The sequence below is a fragment of the Methanolobus sp. ZRKC5 genome, assembly GCF_038446525.1.
GTDB lineage: Archaea > Halobacteriota > Methanosarcinia > Methanosarcinales > Methanosarcinaceae > Methanolobus.
In genome coordinates, this window is sequence record NZ_CP151792.1 from 2,885,202 (window position 1) to 2,912,179 (window position 26,978).

Below are 26,978 nucleotides of genomic sequence, written 5' to 3' on the forward strand. Positions count from 1 at the left end.
TGTAATAAACGATTATTATGGAAACAAAAGTAATTTTGACATCTGAAAAAACCAATCCCTATCAAGAAAAAAAAGGATGGGAAAAAGTGAAATTAGGTGATATCTGCAAACTCAAAAATGGTTTTGCATTCAAAAGTTCAGAATACAAAACAGAAGGAGTTCCTGTTATCAGGATTTCAGATATAAAAGAGGCTTCTGCTACTTGTAAAAGTGCAGTTAATGTACACCCTAAATCTGAATATGAAGACTACCTGATTGAAAATGGAGACATTTTAATAGCGATGTCTGGTGCAACCACTGGGAAGTTTGGAATTTTTAAGGATAAAGTTAAAGCATATCAAAACCAGCGTGTAGGCAATTTCAAATTGATTGATAATAACTTATTGTACAAATCCTTTCTTTTTTATCAATTACACAGTCTAAAGCGAAGAATTGAGAAGGATGCTTATGGAGGAGCACAACCTAATATCTCTTCTAAAAAAATAGAAGAAATGGAAATTATCATTGCCTCTCTCCCCGAACAACGAGCCATAGTCTCCAAAATCGAGCTTCTCTTCAGCGAACTGGACAATGGCATCGCCAATCTCAAACTGGCACAGGAGCAGCTCAAGGTGTACAGGCAGGCAGTGCTGAAGAAGGCGTTTGTGGGAGATCTTACAAGAAAATGGCGGGAGCAGCAGGTGGGTTTGCCAAGTGCATGTGAGCTACTGGAGGAGATTCGAAGGGAGAGGGAAGAAAGTATAAAATCTACAAACAGAAGAATGAAATCTGTAGTAAAACTCAATGAAGAAGAGATTGTAGATTTACCCAAGATTCCAGTTGGGTGGAAATGGGTCAAATTACAGGAATTATGCAATCTCAGAGGTGGAGTGACTAAAGGTCGAAAGTTAGAAGGGAAGAAAAAAATATCTTTGCCTTATTTGAGGGTTGCAAACGTTCAAGATGGCTATTTAGACCTTTCTGAAATAAAATATATTGATGTTTTGGAAGGAGATTTAGAGAAATATCGCCTAATTAAAGGAGATATATTATACACTGAAGGTGGAGACAAAGACAAACTTGGAAGAGGAACCATCTGGAAAGAACAAATCGAAGATTGTATCCATCAAAATCATGTTTTTCGTGCAAGACCATATTCAAAAAACCTTGTATCTGCATACATCGGCTATTTTTCACAAACACAAACAGCCAAGAGATATTTCTTTAAAAATGCAAAACAAACAGTCAATCTTGCTTCAATAAATCTTACAGTACTTTCAAATCTACCTTTCCCTTTCTGCCTCCTCCCCGAGCAACAAGCCATCGTCAGTGAAATCGAAACGCGCCTTTCGGTCTGCGATAAAATGGAACAGGACATTGCGGAGAATCTGGAAAAGGCCGAGGCTCTTAGGCAGAGTATCTTGAAAAGGGCGTTTGAGGGGAAACTGCTCAATGAGAGGGAGTTGGAGGAAGTGAGGAATGCGCCTGATTGGGAACCGGCTAATCTTTTGTTGGAGAGAGTGAAGACTGAGAAAGCAGAAAGTGGGAAGTAAACGAGCAAATTAATTACATCCATTAACTATCGACTTTGCGAAAAAGCATCAAATATATCAGTTTATTATCAAGGGTCCAAAAAATGTCTGAAAATACATCATCCATCGTATCCAAAGTGTGGAGCTTCTGTCATGTACTGCGTGACGGGGGAGTGAGCTATGGTGACTATCTGGAACAGCTGACTTTTCTCATATTCCTGAAGATGGCAGAGGAGTACAGGAAGCCTCCTTATGGCCGGGATATTGGAATCCCTGAAGAATATACATGGGATGTCTTGAAGCAGAAGCGGGGTGCTGAGCTTGACACCCATTACAAGAACCTGCTGGAGGAGCTTGGCAAGAAGCCGGGGATGCTCGGGCAAGTTTTCCTCAAGGCCCAGAACAAGATAAGCGACCCTGCAATGCTGTACAAGGTCATCGATATGATCGACAAGGAAAGCTGGGTCATGATGGGTGTTGACACCAAGGGCGAGATATACGAAGGACTCTTGCAGAAGAATGCAGAGGATACAAAAAGTGGAGCCGGGCAGTATTTCACACCCCGCCCTCTCATCAAGACCATGGTGGAGTGTCTGCAACCGCAGCCCATGAAGACAATAGGTGACCCCTGCTGTGGTACAGGCGGGTTCTTTTTGGCAGCCTATGATTTCCTTACATCACATGAGCAACTGGATCGGGAGCAGAGCAGGTTTTTGAAGAACAAGACCTTTGGAGGCAACGAGATAGTAGCCGGAACACGAAGGTTGGCACTGATGAACCTCTTCCTGCATAACATCGGAGAGATTGACGGGCAGCCCATGATATCCAATTCCGATGCACTCATAGCCGATTCAGGGGAGCGCTATGATTACATCTTCACCAATCCACCCTTTGGTAAAAAGAGCAGCATGACCTTCACCAACGAAGAAGGAGGACTGGAAAAAGAGGATCTGACCTACAACCGTCAGGACTTTTGGGTCACCACCAGCAACAAACAACTCAACTTTGTGCAGCACATCCACACCATCCTCAAAACCGGTGGCCAGGCAGCAGTTGTATTGCCGGACAACGTACTGTTCGAGGGTGGAGCCGGGGAGACCATACGCAAGAAACTCCTTGAGACCACCGACCTGCACACCATACTGCGCCTTCCAACTGGCATATTCTACGCCCATGGAGTGAAGGCTAACGTCTTATTCTTCGAAGCAAAGGAAGCAGCTAAAGACCCTTGGACAAAGGAGGTCTGGATATATGACTACCGTACCAATGTCCATCACACGCTGAAAAAGAGTCCGCTGAAGTTCTCAGACCTTGAAGATTTCATCCAGTGCTATAATCCGAAGGACCGCCACAAGCGTGTTGAAAGCTGGAGCGAGGACACCCCAGAGGGAAGGTTCCGCAAGTTCAGCTACGATGAAATCATTGCAAGGGACAAGACCAATCTGGATATATTCTGGCTCAAGGACAAGAGCCTTGCAGACTTGGATAACCTGCCAGATCCAGATGTGCTTGCAAATGAGATAATAGAGAACATCGAAGCATCACTGGAAAGTTTCAAGGAAATCATGGAGACCATTAATTCAAATGGGGAATGAAAAAGTCATGCAGATGAACCTGCATGATTTCTAGTCCAGTTTGATGTAAGTATATGGTCAGTATTTTATAATTACAAATGAACTGCTTTCCAACGTGGTCAATTACAAAAACTGCAGCGAACGCCAACATGCATATTTCCCTCTTCTTTTATATACCCCAAATTCAATAATATTTTGGATGTTATTTCATTTGGGGATTCAATAACAAACTTAGTATTTTCAGATTCAATTTCAAATGTTTTCTCAATTAACTGTGTTCCCAGGCCACCTTTTCTGAATTCTTTTCTTATGAATATTTGCCTCAAACATCTTTTTTTATCATTGAAATCATTCCAAAAGATATATCCAGCAGGTATTTTTTCATCTGTAATTATATATAATTCGGCATTTTTTACATGGAGGTCTAGTTTTCGAAATGACGTATCTTCTGTTTTTGCTATAACATTAAGCTGGCCTAGTAACATTTGATTTTTATTCAAATCGATCCTATGAACGGCTATACTTTCTGAAATAATAAAATATTCTTCACTTTGAAACGCTTTATTAATAACGTCCTCCACAAAATATGTCATATGATCATTTTTATTGGGACACATGACAATATTCTTTCCGCATAAAAGTGTAGAAACCACGCTATTCTCTTTACAGTTTTCAACTTCTTCACCACAAACCGGACATATAAAATAACCTTTGTATGGTTCAATATGTAAATCGAAAAATAAGCAAGACGATAAATGCCAATTGGGAGATATATGGTAACAAAAATAAGGATTTAATGCATGCGATGCCTCTAAGTGATTGATTATATCATTCTGAACTTTTAAACCAGTTTTCTTTATTGATTCATTTGGATACTGACCGTAGTTTGAATATTCCATAGAAAACTTCATACTCGGTTCATCCATATTCATGACAAAATCTAAGTTTAATTCTGGGTTCAAACGATGATTTTCATTGAATCCGGCCTCCGCTATATCCTTAATTTTACATATTAAGTTTCTTAAAAAATGTTTGTTGCTTCTGCCGTATATTTTTTCCCCTGCAAATAAAATATTCCCCTCTTCCATGTTAATCACTTACTCCCCTTTATCGTAAATGTCGTCATCTTTGTCATTTGGAGCAACTACATTGATGATTACAATTTTATGGTGTGGATGCTCCTGCTTGTACTGTTCTATTTCTTCATCCAGCTCATGGTCAATATTCACAAATGCTTTGAATTTTCCTCGACTATGTTTCTGTTCGATTGCTCCCATCCTTTTTTTGATATCTGCAAAAGTCATGTACTACCATCCTGTCCTGCTGATTCGAGCACATCCAATCTTACCTTGATTTCTTCCAGTTCCTGGTCCTTCAGGACTGAGTTATGTGCCTGTATAGCCTGAACCAGTGCTCGAACATATTGCAGTTTCACATTGTCTCCGTCACGTACTTTGAACCTGGCAACATCCAGCCTCATTCGAAGAGATTCCACTAGCCAGGAAGATATATCCATTAATTGTGCACGATCAATATTTTTACGAATTACAGTTGTATTATCACTTGTTTCAGACATTATACCTCGCTCCTCTTTTCTTTTGATTATGCTATGTCTCTTATCTGTTGGAAAAATTACCACATCGTGGTTAATTGTTGATTATGATCGCTTGGGAGTGTTCAGTATCACCCCCTGATATCTTTATTATTGGAATTCTTGGCCTGACGTTCTTTCCACAATCGAGAATAACACAATATGCAGATGTGCTTGCATCCAGTATTATCGTGTATCGCCACGAACCCCCATTTTTTCTCGCCACATTCTTGACATGTGCGATATTTGGTCACAACAGAATCTTCTTGGTCATATGAAGGACACAAGGATTTATTTTCATTATCGTAATCAATGCCTTCATTTTTTTCGTTGATCACATTGGTCATATCATTTTGCACTATTTTTTCTACTATACCACTACTAACACAATTACTACTATCTTGTCTCGGATTATTAATTATTAAAGATTTGTTATGACCAGAATGCTCAATTGTATCATCAGTATCGGGAAAAACAGATTTTTTTTTTATGACCGGGTCCTGACCGCCTCCTCTTTTGATGTGACCATTCTCACGGGAATTTTCGTATGCTTCTATTTCCTGCTCAGCATTGAGGCCATGCCACCCGTTCTTCAATTCATATCCTTTATAGCATGTTAGGCGGACCTTGTTCACATATGGTCTTGTGGATATTATCTCGCCCTTGTATAACCCTCTGAATTTCTTGCCGAACACTCTTCTATCTATAACTGTGATATTGTTCAGTCGGCAGTACCGAATGTTAGCTGCATAGACTTCATCTATTGGTACTTCATTATCCTCACTCAGATGGCCACATTCATCTGCAAAAGCAGCTATTGGATTGGATCTCTCTTGTGTATACGTCCGTGTTTTGCGAATACCCATAGAACACGAAAAATCACCCCTTTCCAAAAGAGCAGGCAAAACTTCCATGCACCTATTGAATATGCCTGACAGCTCCTCTGGGGTCGTCAATTTCTTGTAATAATCAAGTTCCGTGCATTCGTTACCAACTACACGCCTTTTAAACGGTATTAAAAGAAATCGCCTGTACCAGCTATCACTGTTATCCAGCGATTCAGGTATATAGTTCATGGAGAATACCATCTTTGAACGGTTGATAAATTTGAACGGTTTCCCATATATTTTCCTTGCAGTGACCTCATCCCCGCCGGTTAGTGATTTCACTGTACTGGTATCCTTAAGCTGCTGGTTTGACATATCGCCACATACATTCATAAGTTTTCCAAACAGCTCAGCTTTGGAATAACGATCATTTTCTATGTCCTGCATAGAAAGTGAAGACACGTTTTTTGACCCATACATGGCAGTGTTCACCTGAAGGTACACACCTTTACCATTACCACCATCTCCGTGCAGGTACAGAAACTTCTGAATCGGATATCCCGGAACAAAGCCATAAGCAATCCATTCGTATGCCGTGGCAATATACTCTGGCTCCAGCACTTCATTCAGAAAAGTATCGAATTGCGGACATGTTGCATTCCTATCATATGGGAATGGCAAAACATATGTAAATCTGTCCTCATGGCTGTGTGCACGGAAGTCGCGAGAGTATATATTATAGACACCGTTCTGGAGATTGATTTCTCCTGTTTGCTTGTCAAATACACTACGTTCTTCCAGAGTATCGTTTTTGATGTAAAACAGGGTTTCAGCAACCCTATGCTTTGTACTATCTTTCCCCAGCAATTCCTGTGCACGAGCCATTATCAGGTTGTCAGCACCTTCTTGGTAATATCTGCCATTCCAGTACACAGATGCACGGTCATCGTTAAAGGTGACTATATTCATCTCCTTCATGAGCGCCTTGGCCAACTCGGAAGGGAGGAATTTTCCTTTCTCACCGAAGAGTACACATCCTCCAGCACCATCTTGATTTTGCATACAAGGATTGTATACTTCTGTTAAACCGCCGATGGATGTTTGTATAGTCCTGCCCCTGTAATCACTGCGTTCCCACTTTGACCTGTATAGCTTCGATTTTCTGAACAGTCGATCTATCTGTGCGGAATTCTGGGTATAGAAAGCTAGAATAGTGCATAATGCCAAATCTGCCCTACTATCATCATTTTCGTGGCCTGATGTGCTACCATCCCATAATTCTTCGAATTTGTTGGCATTCTTTGCTCCCATGCATAGTGAAAAGATTTCTTCGTCTGTAAGCGGAGGAGATACCTTTCTGCCACCCACAGGTTTACTTGTTTCCATTTTCTCCTTTTCATCTGGAGCAATTTTGTGGTATATGGATTTTAGAACTTCAGATGATGCGGGTTTTATTTCGAATGGCGTATTTTCAAGGTGATTCCCCGTCATCACGAAGAAACGTTCCTTATCGTACATTTCCCTGCAACCAGACCTACAGCGTTCCCCTGGTTTCTTTCCTACAGTTATAACATGCAGTCCCGTACCACTCTGTGATATTTCCGCATAGCTGTCCAAGTCACGGATCTCTTGTATAACCTCAGGGTCAATATCTCCTGTTTCAGGATCCCTGACATTATCCCAGTCAACACCTATGTAGTCATCATCTTCTGAGAAAACAAATCCTATCCCATGATACAATCCAGTCTCAAGTGCTTCGATACAATTATCAAACATGTTCCATGTATCTGAATCAGTAGCACTGGCTCGAATATTATCAACCGTATACGGAATCTTTGAAGGCTTAGCCTGCTCAGGTCTATACTCCAGTTTCCACATTACCCATTGTGGAAGCTCATTTAATTCAGGAGGAAAATTGTTGAAATTCATACCAACCTCTCCATAAAAAAGCAGTTAATGGCTCACTTATAGCCTTGACAAAGCTCTTATTTCGATAAAAGAGCGAAGATTCTATAATATGAGAGGTTGTATTATTCATTGGCACTCCTCTTGGGATGTGTCTGAACTCCAGTTACCTTTTGATCTTGGCGGGTCGAGGTAACTGGTGTCATAACAATTTTGTTCTCATTCAATTCAATGTCCATAACAGTTCCTTTTTCAATCCCCATTAATGCACACAAATGTGCGGGAATTGTTACAAGGTGACTATCTTTTATTTGTTGTACATTTCGTCTCAACATATGTATATCTCCATATAGAGATTGGTGTACAGGTATATAAATGTAAAAAAGTTAAAAAATGGTGCTATACAATGGTATTGGTTTAGTTAAAAATATAAACAATGTTATGAAAGACTGGAAAATTATAACATCTCCCACACAGAAGAAATTAAGTTAGATTCTTGCAGTAGACTTTGCTTGGAGGTTGATTCAACTGAAAATATTGGAGATCTAATTATTGATGGTATAAAAGATTGTGATAGTCCAATTTTGTATACTTGTTTGGTTGATTTACTATATGAAAAGTGTACGGTTAAAATTCATGGAGACAATGACCCTGAAAGCTTGAAGAAAAAGGTTAAGAGCCAGCTAAAAAATTTACTCAACTGTTTTGATGATCCAAACGGCTTTTTGGAATACAATGATGGTTCAAATTCAAAAGATAACAGTCCTGGATATAATTCTGAAAAATACCTCCAAGAAATCCTTGATAATCCTTCATCTAACATAATAATTATTAATCAACCTGAAGACAACTTGGGTAATAAGTTCATAGCAGAAAAATTGGTGAATTTTATTAGAGAACTAAAGTTTGAAAAACAGCTATTTCTAGTGACACACAACCCTGCAATTGTTGTTTATGGAGATGCTGAATCAATTATTTGTGCTCAAAATGATAACAACATGATTTCGTACAAACAAATAAAGCTTGAAGATGTATCCTCTCAAAAAGAAATTTGTAGTATATTGGATGGTGGCGAATACATATTTGATAACAGGGCGAGAAAATACAACATTCAAAAATTATTATACAAAGGTGAATGACATGGATACAATCACAATTAGTGCGTCTATCGAAGATTAAGATTTGATTCTTTCTTTTGAACCTAAAAGTGAAAGAAAAGAAAAAATAAAAATTAAAACAGGTGGAGATGTTGATTTTTCAGAATATGTAGAAGAGTTGACTTATCTTATTGCTGAGAAACCGAAGCTAATTTTTGATTCTTGTGACACTGATGATTCAAAGTTTACTCTTGTACAAGATACAATAAGTGATATTGTCAAATCGTTTAATGAAAGTATTGATGGAGAAGATGAACAAATCGGTGATGAAAATTCATTCAATGATTAGAGTATCTCTTTAAATGTTTTAGTATTTTATGACGTAAACATGTAATCTTAAACAAAAATAGTTGTAATTATGGGTTTAAATACAAAATTCCCACAACTCACCTGCACCCTCAAATCATATCTAAAATTGAATCATCGCTACATTTGAATACACCTGGATGAGGAGGGATATATATAACGTGAAAATTGTATGTCATAACAAGGTTAATTAATTGAGAATCTAATCTTTATCATACCTTTAAGAATCCGATTGTATGGTGTACTAATAATTATAGGCAACTAATAATGTTTTTTATAATATTAAAGAAGTTATGATTAGTGATAAAATGAAAAATGAATCTTTTAGATTAATTAAACTTGAAATCGAAAATCATCAATTTCTTAATAAAATAAGTATTGATTTTATTGAAGATAAAAAATATTCTAATCACTTGAACAATCCATTTACTACTCTTATCATCGGATCAAATGGTACCGGAAAAAGTCAGATATTAAGGATAATTATTGACATATTTAAAGAATTGGAATCACATAAGTATCCTGACAAAGAATTACGAACACGTCGTATACCAAAATATAATTATGAACTAAAATATCAAATAAATGATAATGTTTACGTTGTTGCAAGCAGAGGGAAGGCTAATAAAAAATGCTTAAAGAACTATGAAGTCATTAAAATTGATAATTTAGAGTTGCCAAACAGACTATTAGCTTCTTCTTTTATGGTTAACGATAAACACTTGTACAGTAATAATGATTTTTATAAGTACCTTGGGATTAGATCGGTAGAAAATGCAGCATTTACAAAAGGTTTTGCAAAAAATGTAGCAAACGAAATTTTGGAAGCTACAGATAGATCTACATTTATTTGTAACCTAAAGAAAACATTAGAGTTTTTAGGATATGATCATTTTTTAAAAATAACATATAAGTTAAGAATCCCAAAGAGATTACGCGAAGAAGCAAGTATAGAAAACCTCCATTCCTATTTAGAAACAAAATCTAATAGTCAAGCACCTCTGTCTACAATATATAAAAGTTTGACAAATGAAGAAATACAGAATATTATAAGGTTGCTTAATAATCGTGCAAATGATAAATTTATTGAATACAACATATTATCTGAAAATGGATTTAATAAAAATCATCAAAAAGAGCATGAATTACTGCAGGTTCTACAGAAATTAAGGCTGGTTTCGTCCCCAGTTATCGAAGTAAAAAAAGGACAGACATTTGGTTTAACTGATGCTAGTTCAGGTGAATCACATTTTATCTTTTCAATGTTTAGAATAATAGCAAACATAAAAGATAATTCATTAGTTTTAATTGATGAACCTGAAATCAGTTTACATCCAAACTGGCAAATGAAATATATATATGCTTTAAACAATATTTTTTCAAACTATTCATCCTGCCACTTTATTTTGGCAACACATTCTCATTTTATGATATCAGATCTTGAAAAGGATTCATCTTCAATAATTACATTGAGATTTGAATCGGATAAAGGAATTCAAGCTATCACTCATAAAGAGAATACATATGGTTGGACCGCAGAAGACATTCTATATAATGTCTTTAAAGTGCCAACAATAAGAAATTACTATTTAGCAAATGAAGTGGGAGAAATACTCTCAGCGATAAGTCAAAAAAATAGAGATATTGATGAAATTGAAAAAAGAGTTAGGAAGCTAAAAGAAATCAATACCAACTTAAAAGAAATCGATCCTATGAAGAGAATTATTGATAAGATTATTGGGAAGTTTGATTGAAATGGTTCTTATTAAAACTCCCTATTCTTATACAAAAACTGATTTAAAAACATTGAGTATGGTTCATCCAGATAATTATCGGAATTGGAAAAAAAAAGAGTATAAGAATGTTAAAAAAAATATTAAACATTATTTGTACTCTGAACAAAAAGGTATTTGCCCCTTTTGCCGATCCAAATTAAATATCAAAGATAAAGAAAATACAACAATTGAACATATTGCACCAAAATCAAAGCATCCTAAATTTATGTTCGAACCAAGGAATTTAGCCGTCTGTTGTTATAAGTGCAACAACAGTAAAAAAAATGAAGATACATTAAAAGATGGGTGTACCACAAATACTTACCCTAAAGAAAGTCAATGTTTTACTATTATCCATCCTCATTATGATATTTACTCTGATCATGTCAGAATTGAAGATGATATTTTTTTGCGGTTAGTTACTTCAAAAGCTGAAAAAACTTTTGAGATATATGATCTGAATTTGTTACAAATAACAGAAGAAATGATAGTCAATTCATCAATTCAAAATCAACCTGACGAATATGTAAAATGGTCAATGCAATTAGCAAAAAATGAAAATAATGATGTTCCCGATTCAATATTCAATTTATTCTAAAATACTGTTGCATTTTTCAATAAAAAAGGTATGCTTTTTGCCAATTCCAAAGTTATTAGCATACTCCTCATAGTCGCAGATACATTGACAGGCATTATAAATATACGGAATAAACAATACTTGCTAAGTACACAGAGATAGAATTCAGGGTATGATTCTACCTTTATACTAATACCATGATTTGATAAGATAATGCATTGTACTACTCATATTATGAATCACACTTTGTAGGTATGAAATGTTCCAGCTGTTCTATGTGTTCTAATTCTCTTCTCCATGAGTATTTCCTAGCTTGAAGTTAATTTGTCCAGATTGATCATCAACTATAAACTTCCCCACAATCCTCCTGTATTCTTCCTTCGCTCTTTTTACCTTATTCAAATAATGAGCACTGCCCACAGTCACAGGTGCCCTACCCTGAATAAAATCAGCAATACTCTCAGTCACACCTTCAGCTACCATCAAGTTAAGATGCCATTTACGAATGGTCTTTGAAGAAACACGATCATGCTTTGTCTTCTTCAGCAAGGAATCATAAGAATATAGATTATTGAATTCTCTGAGCTCAGGGACAAAAGATGTTGGAAAGAATATCTGGAATGTTCGCTTTGTGCCACTTGAAAAGGAAGATGTTGGATAATGGGCAATATCACCATCAATTACTATGTTGCGTTCATTGAAGTTTTCCAGCATAGCATGAATGTGGCTAAGTCGATTACCTGAGTATATCAGTAATTTTAAGATCGGTTTAACATCCTCTGCACACGCATTGTATGCTTCCTGTACCTCTTCATCTGTAACATAGATTTCAACCACACCAGATTGCTTGATCTTGATGAATCTTCTCCATTTCTCAATGCTGTAGTTAGCCACATCATCGATATCTTCTTCTTCAAAGTAGTTCAAGAGATTTCGAAGTCCACGCTCTGCCTTATCGCCAAGTTGCTTTGTACGAAAGTCCTGTGGTCTGTGGACAATTGTAGTGTCGAAGAATTTGATTAGGGATCTGTAATAGTCTTTTTTGGTTCTTTCAGAGATACTTCTTGAATATAGCCAATCCTTGAAAGAATCTCTATGGTGGGCCCACATATCATTTAATAAAGCAGGTTGCAGTTTTTCCCCCGCAGTAGGTTGATTTCTGCCTTGACATTCGAGGGAATATACCTCGGAATCGCTATCAATGGCCTTCTTTACACGGCGAGGATCATGAGTTCGAATCTCATCGGGCCCACCATACTTCTTTTCCGATTCTAAGCTCTTAGAGAGTTTCTTTTCGTCAATCTCACAATGCGTAATGGAGTGGATATGGGCGTCTAGATGAGGCGGGGTTTGAATATGACTGGATTCAGCGTTAATAGTATTGTCTTTGGATACTAATTTTATTTAATTAATATGTTGAGTTTATATTAAATACTCAAAACATGGCTCTGTAGAAATCCTCATTTGAATAATAAAAATAACCTTGACATACCTGTCAAGGTTATGGACTAATATCTTGAATTTGACTTCTTTCACTTGATTCCAATACTTGTCGAATAAGAAAGAGCGATTACTCGCCCTCCCTCTTCTAAGAACCGTACGTGAAAATTTCTCTTCATACGGCTCAAGCATTCTATAACCCTTTAAGTATCAGGCAGTTGTTAGACTTTCCATGATATTTTGCTTCGACGCCACTAGTTTCTGTTTTCTCAGATAGCTTATTCTCCATTTAAAGTATTCTTTGTCTACATATGGGTTCTTATCCATTTTTATGCGTGGATGTCTTACAATCTTTGTATGTGCAAAAGATTTGAGTTTAAGCCCTTCTGTGGAGAATACCCATTTCCTTGACCCTACCCTATGCCAATATCTATCTACTATCCAGTGGTGTGATTTATCTGGATGCCGCCTTTTAGCCCACGTCCATAGCATATCCCATAATCTGGAATCAAGCTTACTGAACGTATTTTTAGAGACAACTGAACGGTGATATTCGCTCCATCCAGTGATAATAGGGTTGAGTTCCTTAATGAGAGAACTCTGAGACCGAGCTTTACCTTTCTTAATCACGTTGCTAATGCTTTTTGTGATATTCTCAATAGATTTGTTCGAGGGCTTGGTTAGAAGTTTACCATTATATTTCCGGAAATTCCATCCCAAGAAGTCAAATCCATCGTCTATGTGTGAAACAAGAGTTTTCTCACGAGATAGTTCTAAACCCCTATCTTTCAAGAATAGTCTGATAACCTCAGCAATATCTTTAGCCACTTCCTCTGAATCAGCAGTGACGATAAAGTCATCTGCGTATCTCACAAAATTGACTTTATGGGAATTATAACTTTTTTTGTTAATAGTTCCCTTCCTGTTTGTATGATATTTGCATGCTATTGCATTTTTCATACCGTCCAATGTGATGTTTGCCAGTACTGGAGATATTATTCCACCTTGAGCAGTACCTGCTTTGGTGGGATTCAGATGTCTATTATACACAAAACCAGCTTTAAGGAATTGCTTTAGTATTGACCGGTCCATAGGAATATTGTTCAAGAGCCATTCGTGATTTATATGATCAAAGCATCCTTTTATGTCGCCTTCCAAAATCCATTGAGCAGAGTTTCTTTTACTCAGACATGCGAACAATTGAGCTTCTGCATCTTTTGAACTTCGATATTTACGGAATCCAAATGATGTTCTGTCTGCTGTGGTTTCTGCTATTGGGCTTAAAGCAAAAGCATATAATGCCTGCATTGCTCTATCGTACATTGTAGGAATGCTTAATGGTCGTTTTTTCTTCTTTCCTTGTTTCTCAATATAGATTCTTCTCAATGGTTTAGCTTTGTAGCTCTTACCAGACAGTTCTAGAACGGCTTTCATCTTAGATTTGGATGTTGTCCATTTTTCTCCATCGATTCCAGCTGTTCTTTTACCTTTGTTCTGTGTTACTTTCTTTACTGCCAATAATTTGGCATGAAAAGAATTGGTAAGCAGGTATTGTAGTCGTTTAACTAAATGCCACTTCTTTTGTCTAACCGCTTTTACAATTCGGGCTTGCAGCTCATTAACGTTCCCTTCGACTGTTTTCCAGTCGATGTCCTCCCACTTGAATGGGATTGAATTGTCTGCAAGCCTCTCACCTGATGGTGTAGTCGAGTATCTTGCATTCATAAGTTTGCCTCCTTTCATGTAATAGAACACCTACGGTAAGTCTGCTCCCTTTCGGGACAAGGCAAATTTTGAACCTCTATGCACTCCATTACAGACTGCCATTTGCTTTCTACCGTTTCCTTTATCCCCTGTGCTATTGTTCATTCTCACGAATTAACTACCTTTTTTTTTTTTTTACAGGAGCACATGGGACTTACCAAGTTCTATAATATGAATAATCACGGAAACCTTAGAAGCCATCTATAGGCCGGGAATCTGTGTCCATTCTCCATAATGTGCAAAAAACCATTATGGCCTGATTCCATACCTTTTGGTCTAAGCGTATCATTCCATTTCGCTTATCAATCATAACGACCCTTACGATGATTTGCATTATACTCTTCATAGTTTCCTTATCCTAGCAGATAGTCAAGGATTGGAATTCCTTGCTTTCCACATTGTCCTGTGAGCTTAACACAATGATGTTACCATTCTATGCATCCCACAGTAGGATTATCCCGAATGGAAGGAATAGCTGTTAAGCAATTCATATTGTAACTTCTTGTCACACTTTAGCCCTGATATCTTCACTATATTTTCTTTTCAAAACAGAAAACATCGTTTCTACCAAATTTCTGTTATGATACAATGCTTTGTCAAATTCCCATACCATTTTTTTGCGATATTTGCCTCTGATTCTCTTCCTTTTTCTTTGTCTCAAAGGAATCATAGCTATCGAATCTAGTTGCTCTCTTGTTAGTGAATGTATGTCTTCTGAATCGTAACCTTTGTCCATCACATAGTACTTTGATTTGCGAGTTTTATGGCATTGCTTCAGTAATTTCATTGCATGTTTTGCATCATGCACAGGTTTACCTGATATTTTAAAACCAGTGACAATGAACTTTGCAGTATCAATAGAGATACTTGTTTTCAGGAAAGATCTTCGTTTCTTTCCTGTTCTCCAGGAATAATAGTAACTACAGTGGCCACTAGTAAACCCACTTGAATCAATAGCAGTAATCTCTATCTGCTCTCCGCGTGAATAGAATAGTTTTAGTGTTTGCTGCAATAATCCAGTGAAGTAGATAGATTTAATTCTTGTAATGAATTTATGCAGTGTAGTAAAATGTGGAACTTCTTTTAATCCAATTCTTGCTTTAACTTTATCCATCACTTCTACAAGTTCAACAATATCTCTATAATCTTCATCAAGATATTCTTTTAACAAAACCAATGTCAATAGCTGGTGTTGGGTATATTTTCTTTTAGAATATTTACAACTATAAATCTGAAGGTGTGAGTTTCCTGATACAGCTAGCGCTGTATCAACAAACTTTAAGTACTTGTTAGGCAAAACACAATCATCCCCTTTTGTGTTTCTATCGCAAGTAATAATCAGGGGATTTATCCTTTTTAAATTATTATGCTAAAATAAAATGTGAAGTAGGTTTTCTACAGAGCCCAAAACATGGCTCTGTAGAAATCCTCGATATTTGGTCGATGATTTGAGTATTCAATAATTTGAAATGTATTACTCAATTGTGGTAATAACTACCTAGTTTGCCCTGTTGATATTGATAGTTTTTCTACAGAGCCATCACAAGCATATTTCAAATAACTTAGTTTATATCAAAAAAGAAAGGTATGGTCTTAAGGTTCCTCTTAGGACCATTCTTCATATTTGCTCTGTTAAGGCTGAATCTTATAATTTTTCCCTTCCATTAATCTTTTTCCAGAACATACCTAGCAATGCGGCCACTAGGAGAACAAATATAATTCCGAAGAACTTCCATTTATTGTCACCATCTGTAGGTATCTCAATATCTTCTCCTTCTAATACCATATTTTCTTCAGTTGCTTCAATGACAGCATCAGCATCTTCGGCGATGGTAGTTTCATCAGAATCACTACTTATAATCGTTTCATATTCTACAGCCGTTTCTGTATCTTTTGAGTCATCTCCAAATAGCAGATTCTTCAGGTAGACTGACATTCCATCGTCTCTTGAAGAAATAGGAGTGGAGGTGCTATACTGGTAATCACATGTAATTGCGAATGGTGAAAAACCTGATATGTTCTTGACAATAAAGTAGGAGCATGTATCATCATTTCCGGTGAGATCAGGAGTGTATGATTCCCATTCTGGATTGTCCCAGTGTCTGAGACGTACTGTACTAACGATCAGCGTACCTCCGTTCTTATCGTTGAGAACCCTAAACGCAATGCTGCGATTGTTGCTTCCATCATTGGCTAGAGTCAAATTATTAAAACTAATATCAAGGTATTGATAGACGGAGTCAGCCAAGAAATTGATGCTCGACTCGTTCATTAAAGAAGTGTTTAACACTTCTAGCTTTATCTGTATTCCATCGGTGTTGTTGGTTGTATTGAAAGATGCTCCTATAATACTGCATGGAATTCCATTGCTGTCCTCATCTTCATTGTTGGTAGTATTGAAATTCACACTCTTATTGCTTCCAACAACAGTTATCTGCGGAGTCTTATTTATCATTAGCTCTATATCTTCAATATCAGTTGCAGAGGATTCTGTAACGGTCCATTCCCATGAGAAAGTGTCCGTCCTTCCAATCGTATTATTACTGGCATTTACAGATACATTGTAGATGCCCATGAAGAAATCAGTCTGGTTGATGTATTCACTGCTGTTTATGAGACAATATGACAGCTTTGATGAATCATTTGTATTGTTGTATAATGTGACACCACTACCGTTTATAGGATTACCGTCAATGAACCATTCGTAACTTGCGAAAAGAGTGCTTTCAATGCTGAAATTTGCTTCATCTCCATATATCGATGTAGTCTCCTCATCCTCCGGTGACAATATGTATGTAGGCTCAGCAGCGCATCTGACGTTTAGGTAGTCTGTAGATGTGCCATTACTGTTCTCAACAGTGAGACTTACTGTGAAGTTACCTTCTCCAAACACGTTTGTCGGGCTCTGCTCTGTGGAGGTGTTTCCGTCACCAAAGTTCCACAACCAGCTAGCGACAAGTCCTGATGAATTATCAGTAAAAGCAACTCCTAACGGTTGTGTTCCTCTCGTCATATTTGCGGAAAAGTCAGCTATAGGTAGAATACTGACATTGATTATTTCATTTCCTGTATTGTTTAGGTTACCCAACGTATCGCCAAAGGTACAATTATAAGCTATAGAACTTACAAGTGTGCCGGAATCACTTGCAGGGATTGAAATGTTCCATGAGAAGTTTCCGGATTCTTCATTCATCTGGTACTCGTCGCCGTCGACTGTTATGTTGCACCAGTCAACACCTGCATTGTCTGTAACATTAATCAGGACAGTAACATTCTCGCCTGTGCTGGCGTTAAGGACCTTTTCTATCCAGCTGTATGCAGGACCGTTTGAGTCTATTGAAAATGTTACATCCTTAGCAGAGGAATTGCTTATTGTATCATTTGCATAAACACGGAACACAGCATCATTAGTATTGTCTTCCGGCAAAGTGAATGAACTGGTATTAATGCTCAGCATATCTCCTATCTTCATCCATGTGCCATTAAAGAACCAAAGATCATATTTGATTGCATCGTTTTCGGGGTCTGTTGATGTTCCCCATCTTGCAGTAAGTGTCTCCCCGCCTTTGATTATCTGAGTGCCTGTAGGCGAGATAAATTCTCCGGGAGTGGAAGGTGCCTCATTTACGGTCTTTAATAGATATTCTTCGTATGCTCCTCCCTCTGATGTTGCCTTTATTTGTATTGTAGTTATATCATCTCCAGGATATGAGAAGGCAACAGTGACATTTCCTTCTGAATCCGTGGTTCCTGTGCTTGGGGTTAAGGTTGCGTTAGTTGCTGTGAAAGTGACCGGCCAGTTTGATACGGTATTCCCATCTGAGTTTCTTACAGTAGCTGTCACATTACAATTAGTTGTATAATTGCCGGGATTAAGTGCCATAAGCACCTGTGTTGGTGCCTCTGTATATGAATATTCATTCACATCTATTGGATCATGTTCATTTGAGAAATACCAGGAAAGAATATCATGTTGTTCATATGCCCAACCTGTTGAGGATGTAAACCCAATATAGGTCTCATTACCATCTATTATGTCACGCAGATCCTGTTCTCCAAAATCATAAACAAGTTCTGGAGTAGATGGCCTTACACTTGTTGTATTGACCCTTACTTCTATTATGCTAGTACTTGAATTGTAATCTACCCATGCATGTTTGGTTGTTGTGGTGGCAAGGTCAAGATCGCCTACAAGGGGTGTGCTGTTTAAGGAGGTCACATTACCATTCTTATCGATTCCAACATGGCTTCCTGAGATATCCAGAGTATCAGGTTCATTATTCTTCCAGGTATCGAACTCTATGCCTATACTATTGTCTATATTGCCATATCCTATACCCCTTCCAACGCTGCCCTGGTCGTTCGAATTTGGTTGGATCACAAAAACAAACCCGTCTGCACCATCGTTTGCAGTATTACTTATCTGGAAGGAAAAATAAGTACTAAATGAACTATCTTCTCCAATGCCAATCTTCTTCTCAAGAAATGCGCTTCCGTAAATGCTTTCTGAACTGGGGGTCAAACGCAGTACATTACTTTGCTGAGATGCTTGTCCATTCAATTGGAATCTGGATACATCTGAAAAGTTATCATACACTGCCGTAATTGTTTTAGTTGATTCAGCTCCTACAGTATGTGTAAAAGATATTACTATAAAAATGCTCAATAGTACCATAATTATTTTTCTGTTCAGGTTCAAAATAATCCTTCCTTCATGCATGACATTCTAATAATTTATAGATACTCTTGTGCATGTCTATATATATTAACATTTCTATTAAATTATCGGAAGTAACATTTCGATATCTCAACAAGAATCCCTTAGAATATGTTTAATTTTTACGAAATCATAAACTTTCTCACAATCCTCCTGTACTCCTCCTTTGCCCGTTTAACCTTATTCAAATAATGAGCACTTCCCACAGTTACAGGTGCTCTACCTTGAATAAAGTCAGCAATGCTTTCGGTCACACCTTCAGCTACCATAAGATTCAGGTGCCATTTACGAATGGTCTTTGAAGAAACACGACCATGCTTTGTCTTCTTCAGCAAAGAATCATAAGAATACAGATTATTGAAAGCTTTGAGTTCAGGGATGAACGATGCTGGGAAAAATATCTGGAATGTTCGCTTTGTACCACTTGAAAAGGAAGATGTTGGGTAATGAGCAATATCGCCATCAACTACAATGTTATTCTCATCGAAGTTTTCCAGCATGGCATGTATGTGGCTAAGCCGATTACCTGAGTATATCAGCAGTTTCAATATGGGCTTAATATCTTCTGCACAAGCATCATAAGCTGCCTGTATTTCCTCATCTGTAACATATATCTCAACCACACCTGACTGTTTAATCTTAATGAATCGCCTCCATTTCTCAATGCTGTAATTGGCTACATCATCGATATCTTCTTCTTCAAAGTAGTTCAGCAGGTTTCGAAGTCCACGTTCTACCTTATCACCAAGCTGCATTGTATGGAAGTCTTGTGGTCTGTGGACAATTGCATTATCAAAAAATTTGATTAGGGATCTGTAATAGTCTTTTTTGGTTCTTTCAGAGATACTTCTTGCATATAACCACTCTTTGAAAGAGTCTCTATGGTGAACCCACATATCATTTAATAAAACAGGTTGCAGTTTTTCCTCAGCAATAGGTTGATTTTTGCCTTGACATTCGAGGTGATTTACCTCAGAATCGCTATCAATGGCCTTTACACGGCGAGGATCATGAGTTCGAATCTCATCGGGCCCACCATTTACAATTATCTTTTCTGATGCTGGTTTTTGCTTATTAACTATGTTCTTCTCGTTATCATTGTGGTGCTGAGTGTAGCGATACACTTCGATTCGCGCTTCCGAAGCGTCATCGGAGTTGTGAATCTCATCGGGCCCACCATTCACATTTATCTTTTCTGATGCTGGTTTTTGCTTATTAACTATGTTTTTCTTGTTATCATCACAATGCTGAGTGGAGCGCATGTGTTCATTTTGTATGCCTGGGGAGGCGGGGTTTATACACCACATAATTTCAGAATTTGGTATTTGTCTATTTCCAACACATTCTATAATTTTCACTCAAAAAAGAGTATATGAAATAACGTCCAAATATTTAATAGGCAGGGACATGAAATGATATTCTCTTATCTGAATCAGCCGTAAACTGGATGCGGGGTTTCAGCTGTAATTAATTAAATCAACAGAATATAGGTGAATTAAAAGGAATGGGGACAAGATGGATTCAATTAAAAAGACCACAGGAATCTTAGAAGATGTGAAGATAAATGTGAAGTTAAAGCTTTCAGCATTATGGGTTGCTGTGATGGGTTTATATGTATATGTAGATATTTTCGATTTATATAGGCCTGGAGAAATGGAGCATATAATAGCGGGAAATATGGGACCTTTCCCAACTACTCAAGTATCGTTATTGTTAGCTATGGTACTAATGATGATTCCAAGCCTTATGATTTTCCTATCCATGGCATTACCGGCTAAAGCGAATCGCTGGACAAACATCATCGTGGGTATATTATCTATTGTTGTTGTGATAGGAAACGTGATAGGAGAATCCTGGGTATTTTATATATTTGGCTCAATTGTAGAATTTGTGCTTCTTTCACTAATTGTCGAATATGCATGGAAGTGGCCTAAACAGGAATTATGAGTCACTTTCATCTGTTTTTAACTGTTTAGAGGAAAAGAAGTCATAATTGTGGAGCATACTAACAAAACCTAACAATAAATTCTTATATGTGTCTCCACTTTTCCAAGCATTCTCTTGTAGCTTGTTTTTGAAGAGTAATTACTTTTTTTGTTATTATTGCAACTCAAAGGCCCGGTTTGTGCTTCATCTGAGTCGTAGATGATGTCAGAATTGTATTTGTTTTCAACAATTTGACCATGAATTTGTGCCTGAATACCAAGAATCTCTATAAACCCAAAAAGAACTATAACTATAAACTCATGTGGCATACAGGCTAAATAATTACAAAATCGTGTAACTATTCAGCCTGGCACGATTTGCCTATTGGTACTGATTTCATCGAAATAGAGATGTCTGCTCACTAACAATCTAACAATCAAAAAAGCAATCAATAGCAACAATCAAAATAAATGATCCTAATGAAATTTACGTTTCAACTTTTTGTCAAGATTGTTATTGATAGCGTTTTTATCAGGCTGAATAGTTACAAAATCGTTTCACATGGTCACTACTTCAAGCTATTATCTGAAAAAGAATACAAAACAAACGTATTTTAAAAAAGTGCTTGATTTTAAATTACCGGAGATATAGTGTGCTACCTACCGAAAATCTCGCGATTATTTTAGGACTTGCATCTGCCTTATCATGGGGTGCAGGGGATTTTGCAGGGGGGTATGCTGCCAAACGGACGAGTGCTTACACTGTGGTCCTGGTCACACAGATCATAGGTATTATTATATTCCCAATTCTTGCATTTGTATTTTCAGAGAGCCTGCCTCCACTGAACAACCTGATGTGGGGTGCTCTTGCAGGATTTTTTGGAGCTGCAGGGTTGATAGCACTATATATGGGTATGGCCAAAGGAAAAATAAGTATAGTTGCTACTCTGGCTGCAGTAATAGCGGTGATCATACCTGTAATATATTCAGCTTTAAATGAAGGTATTCCTTCCATTTTTAAAATCACGGGTTTCATTTTTGCATTTATTGGAATCTGGTCTATTGTTCGTATGAATGCCGGACCCAATTTAAAAGCAAAAGATCTGGAATATTCACTAATTGCGGGTATATTATTTGGCTTGTTTTTTATATCCATTGATAATTTCAGTGCCACTGCAATTTACTGGCCATTAACAGTTTCACGAATTTTAGCATTTATCCTGCTCACAGGATTCATAATGTTAACAAAAACTGCCAATAAACCCACGTCCGATGCAATTCTGGTAGTTATACTTGCAGGATTATTTAATACAGGAGGAGCTGCCTTATTTGCTCTGGCTTCTGAAGCTGGAAGATTGGATATTGCCACAATTCTCTCATCATTAAGTCCTGCAGTTACAGTATTGTTGGCATGTATATTATTAAAAGAACAACTTGCTCCGCGTCAATGGGTAGGAGTTATAGCCGCTTTGTCCGCTATAATCCTTATATCGATCTGACAGTCCGCACGTACAAAGCAATAATTAAATAATTTTAATGCTAACTTTTTTACATTTCTTTGGTGAGGATGGGCTAGATGATGGAAGAAAAGTAAGGTATGTGCCTCTATATTTTCAAATGAAGATTTCTACAGAGCAAATAATTAGGTTCTGTGAAATCCTATAAAAATCAAATATATGAACTGTTATTTGGAAATATCCCACAACTATGTATATTTTTCACATTTTTGCAAATTGTATTAGCACCCCCAATTTTGACAATGTTTCTTTTCTTGTAACTATTCAGCCTACCACAATTAGCCTATTGATACTAATTTAGTAACTATTCAGCCTGGCACGATTTGCCTATTGGTACTGATTTCATCGAAATAGAGATGTCTACTCACTAACAATCTAACAATCAAAAAAGCAATCAATAGCAACAATCAAAATAAATGATCCTAATGAAATTTACGTTTCAACTTTTTGTCAAGATTGTTATTGATAGCGTTTTTATCAGGCTGAATAGTTACCTAATTTGTAACTATTCAGCCTACCACAATTAGCCTATTGATACTGATTTAATCAAAACGGAGATGTTTGCTCACTAACAACCTAAGAATCAAAAAAGCAATCAATGGCAACAATCAAAATTAATGATCCTAATAAAATGTAGGTCTCAACTTTTTGTCAAGATTGCTAGTAACTATTCAGCCTACCACAATTAGCCTATTGATACTGATTTAATCAAAACGGAGATGTTTGCTCACTAACAACCTAAGAATCAAAAAAGCAATCAATGGCAACAATCAAAATTAATGATCCTAATAAAATGTAGGTCTCAACTTTTTGTCAAGATTGCTATTGATAGTGTTTTTATCAGGCTGAATAGTTACGATTGCTATTGATAGTGTTTTTATCAGGCTGAATAGTTACCCTAATTTAATCAAAACGGAGATGTTTGCTCACTAACAACCTAAGAATCAAAAAAGCAATCAATGGCAACAATCAATGGCAACAATCAAAATTAATGATCCTAATAAAATGTAGGTCTCAACTTTTTGTCAAGATTGCTATTGATAGTGTTTTTATCAGGCTGAATAGTTACCTTTTCTTTACATCACAATGGTAGAATGTATATCAATAGCCTTTATTTCATATCACATCTTTTACTATTTATGGTTTATTTTATATAATATAAGTAAATATTTGCTGAATAATATAATCATGTTCGCATTGAGGTTGTTCAAATGGTTTTGAAAGGATTGCAAATATTGAGATATTCTATCTTATTGTTATTTTTGCTATCGTGTGTAGGTGTTGTATCTTCAACTGGGCTTACACCGGTGGTTACTGAATATGGAAAAATCAACGTGTCAGTGGATGGTCTTGGAACTGCAGACACCGGAGTAATCCAGGTTGAAAAACCAGTTAATGCAACTGTAAGGGGAGCTTATCTTTTGGCAACGGGTACTCCTAGTGCTCAAATCGCAAATGGAACCATTAAATTTGAAGGCAACGGCATTAATTGGGATAGTATTATTTTATCAGATCAGAGTTCGAATGATTGGTATAATTATTGGGCGGATGTAACTTCAATTGTCCAGCCAATTGTAGATTCTGCTCCTGCAGGAAGAGTAAATTTCAATATTGTAGAATCAATTAACTCTGGTCAAATAGATGGAGAAGTTCTTGCAGTAATATTTGATGATCCAAATCAGGCTGAAGACAATACAGTAATACTCTTATTTGGTGGACAGGACCCTACAGGAGATTCATTTGAAATTGGTTTATCAGATTCAATCAACAAAAGTAATTCTAATTTAGCTATTGACATGGGACTGGCTATATCCTACAGTTATCAAGGTAGTCAGGTAAGTTTAATAGATGTTAATGGTCAGCGTTTAACATCTTCTGCAGGAGGTCAGGATGATGGAGCAGGTTCTAATGGCCAGCTTATAACTGTTGGGGGTCTGGATGATAGCAACTCCAACCCTGTAGACCCTTCACTAACTTCTCCTCCTAACACTCGATATGATGATGAACTTTACAATCTTCTACCCTTAGTCTCTAACGGGGACACAGATATATCAGTTTTTACGCAGAATCCTTCAAACGACGATAACATCTTCTTTTCATATTTCTTCATGAAATCAACCACTGCAATTGTGGGTGAAGGAATAATCCTGTCTCCTTCAAATGCTACAGTTTACAAGAATACTCAGCATACTCTCACAGCAAGCTTACAGGATGACAGCGGTGACCCCCTTGCAAATAAAGATGTCACGTTCACGGTAATTTCAGGTCCTCATAATGGAACAACGTTTACCAATACTACAGATTCCAATGGTCAAACGACATTTTCCTATACGGGAACTTCAGGTGGATTAGATACTGTCAAAGCAACCTTTGTTGGTGACAGTGATGAGACAATTACTTCTAATTTAGTAAATGTGGGATGGACATCCCAGTACAGTGCTTTTATTGAGTTCAGTGAAAATGGGAACAGTACATATGCGACATCTCATGGCACTATTGTAAATGTCACAAATAGTTCAGCCTATAATCAAAGTCTTCAGTATTCATGGATTCAAAACAGCAGTATAGGTGCAGTTGGATCGTGGACTTCATTCAACAATGGGGATCTTCTTACAAAAAATTCAGTAAATGGTGATTGGTATCTTCATATAAAAGCCCTTAATGATGCAAGTAACGTTAATTATTCTATATCAAGTGCATTTAAACTTGATAATGAGCTGCCTGTTTACAATTGGGTGCAAAAGATTCTGACTGCAAACACGGGTGAAAATATCACAATAGAGCTCAATGCAACTGACAATATCGAAATTGCTTTTGGTAATATTAGTGTGGATGGTCAAAATTACGAGATGGTGCAGAATTCATCCAATTATTTATGGAACATTTCCATTCCAGCAAGTAACTCAGGAACACTTGTCAGTTCAATAGTTTATAATTGTACCTTTATTGACCTTGCAGGGAATATCAACACAACTGAGGATATCAATATTAATGTATCCATTCTTCCAATTGCAAATTTTTCAGTTAATGCAACAAGAGGTGTTTCCCCGCTGAGCGTATACTTCCAGGACAATTCATCAGGGCTTGTAGAAAACTGGCATTGGGACTTTGGAGATGGAAATACTTCCACTGACCAAAATCCAATACATGACTTCGGATCTGGCAATTTCACCGTAAACCTGACCGTATCAAATGGTAACGGAACTTCCATGAAGTACCTCAACATAAGGGCAGCACAAGACCCAGTTTACTCATTGTCACCGGAAGACAGTGAAATACTCTCTATTTATGGTGATGAGTTTAATTTTAGTGTAAACACTACTTTATTCTCTAGCTATGAATGGTTCATTGATGGCACTACAATTAATGGATCAGGTGTTGATTTGTATGCTAATCTAATGGACTCATCAAAGAACTCATACTGCAACATAAACACGAGTCAGTATATAGATCAGAATGATTTCTTCATGGAAGTATACAACGTTTCAGTGAATGTCAGTAATGAGAGCATTGGAAGAACAGATATTTTCTCATGGGAATGGACTGTTACAAATTCATCTGCAAACGATGAAAATGAAATTGATTTTCTGGTTAACAAAACTCCTGAAATAGTTGTTTTGGGAAACGAATCAAATGTTCATTTCAATAGTACAGATAATAACAGAACAGATTCTAACAGCATTCCGTTTAGTCTTCAGAATGTTTCATTTAACACTTCAGGTAACACAAGTGGAGTTATGTTAAAAGTGGAGGTAATGAATGTATCTTCATTAAATGAGTCTATGTTAGATTTCCCAATAGATTCTGTTTATCAATACTTTGACATTGGCTTCAATAATGAAACTCTGGTAAACAATGAAAGTAGTAATCAAACTCTCGAATTCAGGGTTTTGAATGAACTTAACAGTGGCACATTGATCATAAACACCGTTTACCTTAAGCATTGGACCAGTCTGACATGGGAATCTTATACTCCAGAACTTATTGGTAACGATGGAACATATTCTTATTTCATTGTCCGGAACATTTCAGGTTTTTCACCATTTGCAGTAGTCTGTGATTATAGTCATTCTTCAGATTCAGTGTCAATTTCGGGAGATAGTCTTCCTGCTTACATAAAGTGGTTGATGTTCCAGGAAAAAGCAGAAGGGCTTGAAGAAACTGAGACTAATGAAATATCTGAAAGTTTTGATGGATATAACCAGCAAACAGAAACTGGCACTGAAGGTAGTGCCTCTCAAGAAACAGCTAACGTAGAGGTACATAATACAACAGATGATAGTAATTCTGGCTATTTCTATTGGATTATGGGAATAGGGCTTGTTCTGATACTTGGAATAGTTGTTACAAAAAAGCAGAAGGGTGGAGGAGGGCTTTAAGCCTTCCATTTAT

Annotated in this window: 17 protein-coding genes and 2 pseudogenes; 9 read left to right on the forward strand and 10 right to left on the reverse strand. The window is 37.0% G+C overall.

Annotated features, from left to right (window positions below):
* Positions 1-17: 17 nt before the first annotated feature.
* Together WN948_RS14075 and WN948_RS14080 are read left to right on the forward strand one after the other, a co-directional pair.
* On the forward strand, positions 18-1,532 hold the full coding sequence (locus WN948_RS14075) for a restriction endonuclease subunit S (protein WP_342304808.1): 1,515 nt from the start codon (positions 18-20) through the stop codon (positions 1,530-1,532).
* An 83-nt stretch (positions 1,533-1,615) separates the two neighbouring features.
* Positions 1,616-3,106, forward strand: coding sequence for a class I SAM-dependent DNA methyltransferase (locus WN948_RS14080; RefSeq protein WP_342304809.1), 1,491 nt, complete (start codon positions 1,616-1,618; stop codon positions 3,104-3,106).
* Positions 3,107-3,204: 98 nt separating this feature from the next.
* On the opposite strand, the gene WN948_RS14085 is transcribed toward WN948_RS14080, so the two are convergent.
* The 4 genes from WN948_RS14085 to WN948_RS14100 all read right to left on the reverse strand — a co-directional run bounded on the left by WN948_RS14085 (position 3,205) and on the right by WN948_RS14100 (position 7,432).
* The gene (locus WN948_RS14085) at positions 3,205-4,173 is read right to left on the reverse strand and encodes a GNAT family N-acetyltransferase (protein ID WP_342304810.1); all 969 of its coding nucleotides are present in this window, start codon (positions 4,171-4,173) and stop codon (positions 3,205-3,207) included.
* 9 nt (positions 4,174-4,182) lie between these two features.
* Positions 4,183-4,389, reverse strand: coding sequence for a hypothetical protein (locus WN948_RS14090; RefSeq protein WP_342304811.1), 207 nt, complete (start codon positions 4,387-4,389; stop codon positions 4,183-4,185).
* On the reverse strand, positions 4,386-4,661 hold the full coding sequence (locus tag WN948_RS14095; protein ID WP_342304812.1) for a hypothetical protein: 276 nt from the start codon (positions 4,659-4,661) through the stop codon (positions 4,386-4,388). The genes WN948_RS14090 and WN948_RS14095 overlap by 4 nt, the downstream gene beginning before the upstream one ends.
* A 107-nt stretch (positions 4,662-4,768) precedes the next feature.
* The gene (locus tag WN948_RS14100; protein WP_342304813.1) at positions 4,769-7,432 is read right to left on the reverse strand and encodes a phage/plasmid primase, P4 family; all 2,664 of its coding nucleotides are present in this window, start codon (positions 7,430-7,432) and stop codon (positions 4,769-4,771) included.
* Between the two features lie 488 nt (positions 7,433-7,920).
* Here WN948_RS14100 and WN948_RS14105 point away from each other — a divergent pair, with 488 nt between their 5' ends.
* From WN948_RS14105 to WN948_RS14120, 4 genes are all read left to right on the forward strand, one after another.
* Positions 7,921-8,547 carry a hypothetical protein gene (locus WN948_RS14105; RefSeq protein WP_342304814.1) on the forward strand — a complete coding sequence of 209 codons (627 nt, stop codon included), beginning with the start codon at positions 7,921-7,923 and terminating at the stop codon, positions 8,545-8,547.
* A gap of 43 nt (positions 8,548-8,590) precedes the next feature.
* Positions 8,591-8,854: a hypothetical protein gene (locus tag WN948_RS14110; protein WP_342304815.1), complete on the forward strand. Its 264-nt coding sequence runs from the start codon at positions 8,591-8,593 to the stop codon at positions 8,852-8,854.
* 325 nt (positions 8,855-9,179) lie between these two features.
* On the forward strand, positions 9,180-10,625 hold the full coding sequence (locus WN948_RS14115) for an AAA family ATPase (protein WP_342304816.1): 1,446 nt from the start codon (positions 9,180-9,182) through the stop codon (positions 10,623-10,625).
* 1 nt (position 10,626) lies between these two features.
* The gene (locus WN948_RS14120; RefSeq protein WP_342304817.1) at positions 10,627-11,244 is read left to right on the forward strand and encodes an HNH endonuclease; all 618 of its coding nucleotides are present in this window, start codon (positions 10,627-10,629) and stop codon (positions 11,242-11,244) included.
* A gap of 261 nt (positions 11,245-11,505) precedes the next feature.
* On the opposite strand, the gene WN948_RS14125 is transcribed toward WN948_RS14120, so the two are convergent.
* From WN948_RS14125 to WN948_RS14150, 6 genes and pseudogenes are all read right to left on the reverse strand, one after another.
* Complete coding sequence (locus tag WN948_RS14125; RefSeq protein ID WP_342304818.1) at positions 11,506-12,333, reverse strand: integrase; 828 nt, start codon at positions 12,331-12,333, stop codon at positions 11,506-11,508.
* Between the two features lie 312 nt (positions 12,334-12,645).
* A pseudogene (locus WN948_RS14130) lies at positions 12,646-12,774 on the reverse strand (IS5/IS1182 family transposase); the annotation flags it as partial.
* Positions 12,775-12,873: 99 nt separating this feature from the next.
* Positions 12,874-14,406, reverse strand: coding sequence for a group II intron reverse transcriptase/maturase (gene ltrA, locus WN948_RS14135; RefSeq protein ID WP_342304721.1), 1,533 nt, complete (start codon positions 14,404-14,406; stop codon positions 12,874-12,876).
* A gap of 532 nt (positions 14,407-14,938) precedes the next feature.
* Positions 14,939-15,724 (reverse strand): annotated as a pseudogene (locus WN948_RS14140) (IS5 family transposase); the annotation flags it as partial.
* A 348-nt stretch (positions 15,725-16,072) separates the two neighbouring features.
* A complete protein-coding gene (locus WN948_RS14145) occupies positions 16,073-19,147 on the reverse strand; it encodes a PGF-pre-PGF domain-containing protein (RefSeq protein WP_342304819.1) in 3,075 nt (1,024 codons plus the stop codon).
* Positions 19,148-19,266: 119 nt separating this feature from the next.
* Complete coding sequence (locus tag WN948_RS14150) at positions 19,267-20,406, reverse strand: integrase (RefSeq protein WP_342304820.1); 1,140 nt, start codon at positions 20,404-20,406, stop codon at positions 19,267-19,269.
* A 253-nt stretch (positions 20,407-20,659) separates the two neighbouring features.
* Here WN948_RS14150 and WN948_RS14155 point away from each other — a divergent pair, with 253 nt between their 5' ends.
* The 3 genes from WN948_RS14155 to WN948_RS14165 all read left to right on the forward strand — a co-directional run bounded on the left by WN948_RS14155 (position 20,660) and on the right by WN948_RS14165 (position 26,965).
* Positions 20,660-21,091, forward strand: a complete 432-nt coding sequence (locus tag WN948_RS14155) for a DUF6326 family protein (RefSeq protein WP_342304821.1) — start codon at positions 20,660-20,662, stop codon at positions 21,089-21,091.
* Positions 21,092-21,722: 631 nt separating this feature from the next.
* The gene (locus WN948_RS14160) at positions 21,723-22,568 is read left to right on the forward strand and encodes a DMT family transporter (RefSeq protein WP_342306495.1); all 846 of its coding nucleotides are present in this window, start codon (positions 21,723-21,725) and stop codon (positions 22,566-22,568) included.
* Between the two features lie 1,229 nt (positions 22,569-23,797).
* On the forward strand, positions 23,798-26,965 hold the full coding sequence (locus WN948_RS14165; RefSeq protein ID WP_342304822.1) for a PKD domain-containing protein: 3,168 nt from the start codon (positions 23,798-23,800) through the stop codon (positions 26,963-26,965).
* The last annotated feature ends 13 nt before the right edge of the window (positions 26,966-26,978 follow it).

Bases quoted from the DNA above. Each gene is read 5' to 3' on its own strand.
- WN948_RS14075 (WP_342304808.1), top strand. From the start codon at position 18: ATGGAAACAAAAGTAATTTTGACATCTGAAAAAACCAATCCCTATCAA.
- ltrA (WP_342304721.1), bottom strand. From the start codon at position 14,406: ATGAAAGGAGGCAAACTTATGAATGCAAGATACTCGACTACACCATCA.
- WN948_RS14150 (WP_342304820.1), bottom strand. From the start codon at position 20,406: ATGCGCTCCACTCAGCATTGTGATGATAACAAGAAAAACATAGTTAAT.
- WN948_RS14155 (WP_342304821.1), top strand. From the start codon at position 20,660: ATGGATTCAATTAAAAAGACCACAGGAATCTTAGAAGATGTGAAGATA.
- WN948_RS14115 (WP_342304816.1), top strand. From the start codon at position 9,180: ATGAAAAATGAATCTTTTAGATTAATTAAACTTGAAATCGAAAATCAT.
- WN948_RS14090 (WP_342304811.1), bottom strand. From the start codon at position 4,389: ATGACTTTTGCAGATATCAAAAAAAGGATGGGAGCAATCGAACAGAAA.
- WN948_RS14095 (WP_342304812.1), bottom strand. From the start codon at position 4,661: ATGTCTGAAACAAGTGATAATACAACTGTAATTCGTAAAAATATTGAT.
- WN948_RS14100 (WP_342304813.1), bottom strand. From the start codon at position 7,432: ATGAATTTCAACAATTTTCCTCCTGAATTAAATGAGCTTCCACAATGG.
- WN948_RS14125 (WP_342304818.1), bottom strand. From the start codon at position 12,333: ATGTGGGCCCACCATAGAGATTCTTTCAAGGATTGGCTATATTCAAGA.
- WN948_RS14165 (WP_342304822.1), top strand. From the start codon at position 23,798: ATGGTTTTGAAAGGATTGCAAATATTGAGATATTCTATCTTATTGTTA.
- WN948_RS14085 (WP_342304810.1), bottom strand. From the start codon at position 4,173: ATGGAAGAGGGGAATATTTTATTTGCAGGGGAAAAAATATACGGCAGA.
- WN948_RS14145 (WP_342304819.1), bottom strand. From the start codon at position 19,147: ATGCATGAAGGAAGGATTATTTTGAACCTGAACAGAAAAATAATTATG.
- WN948_RS14080 (WP_342304809.1), top strand. From the start codon at position 1,616: ATGTCTGAAAATACATCATCCATCGTATCCAAAGTGTGGAGCTTCTGT.
- WN948_RS14120 (WP_342304817.1), top strand. From the start codon at position 10,627: ATGGTTCTTATTAAAACTCCCTATTCTTATACAAAAACTGATTTAAAA.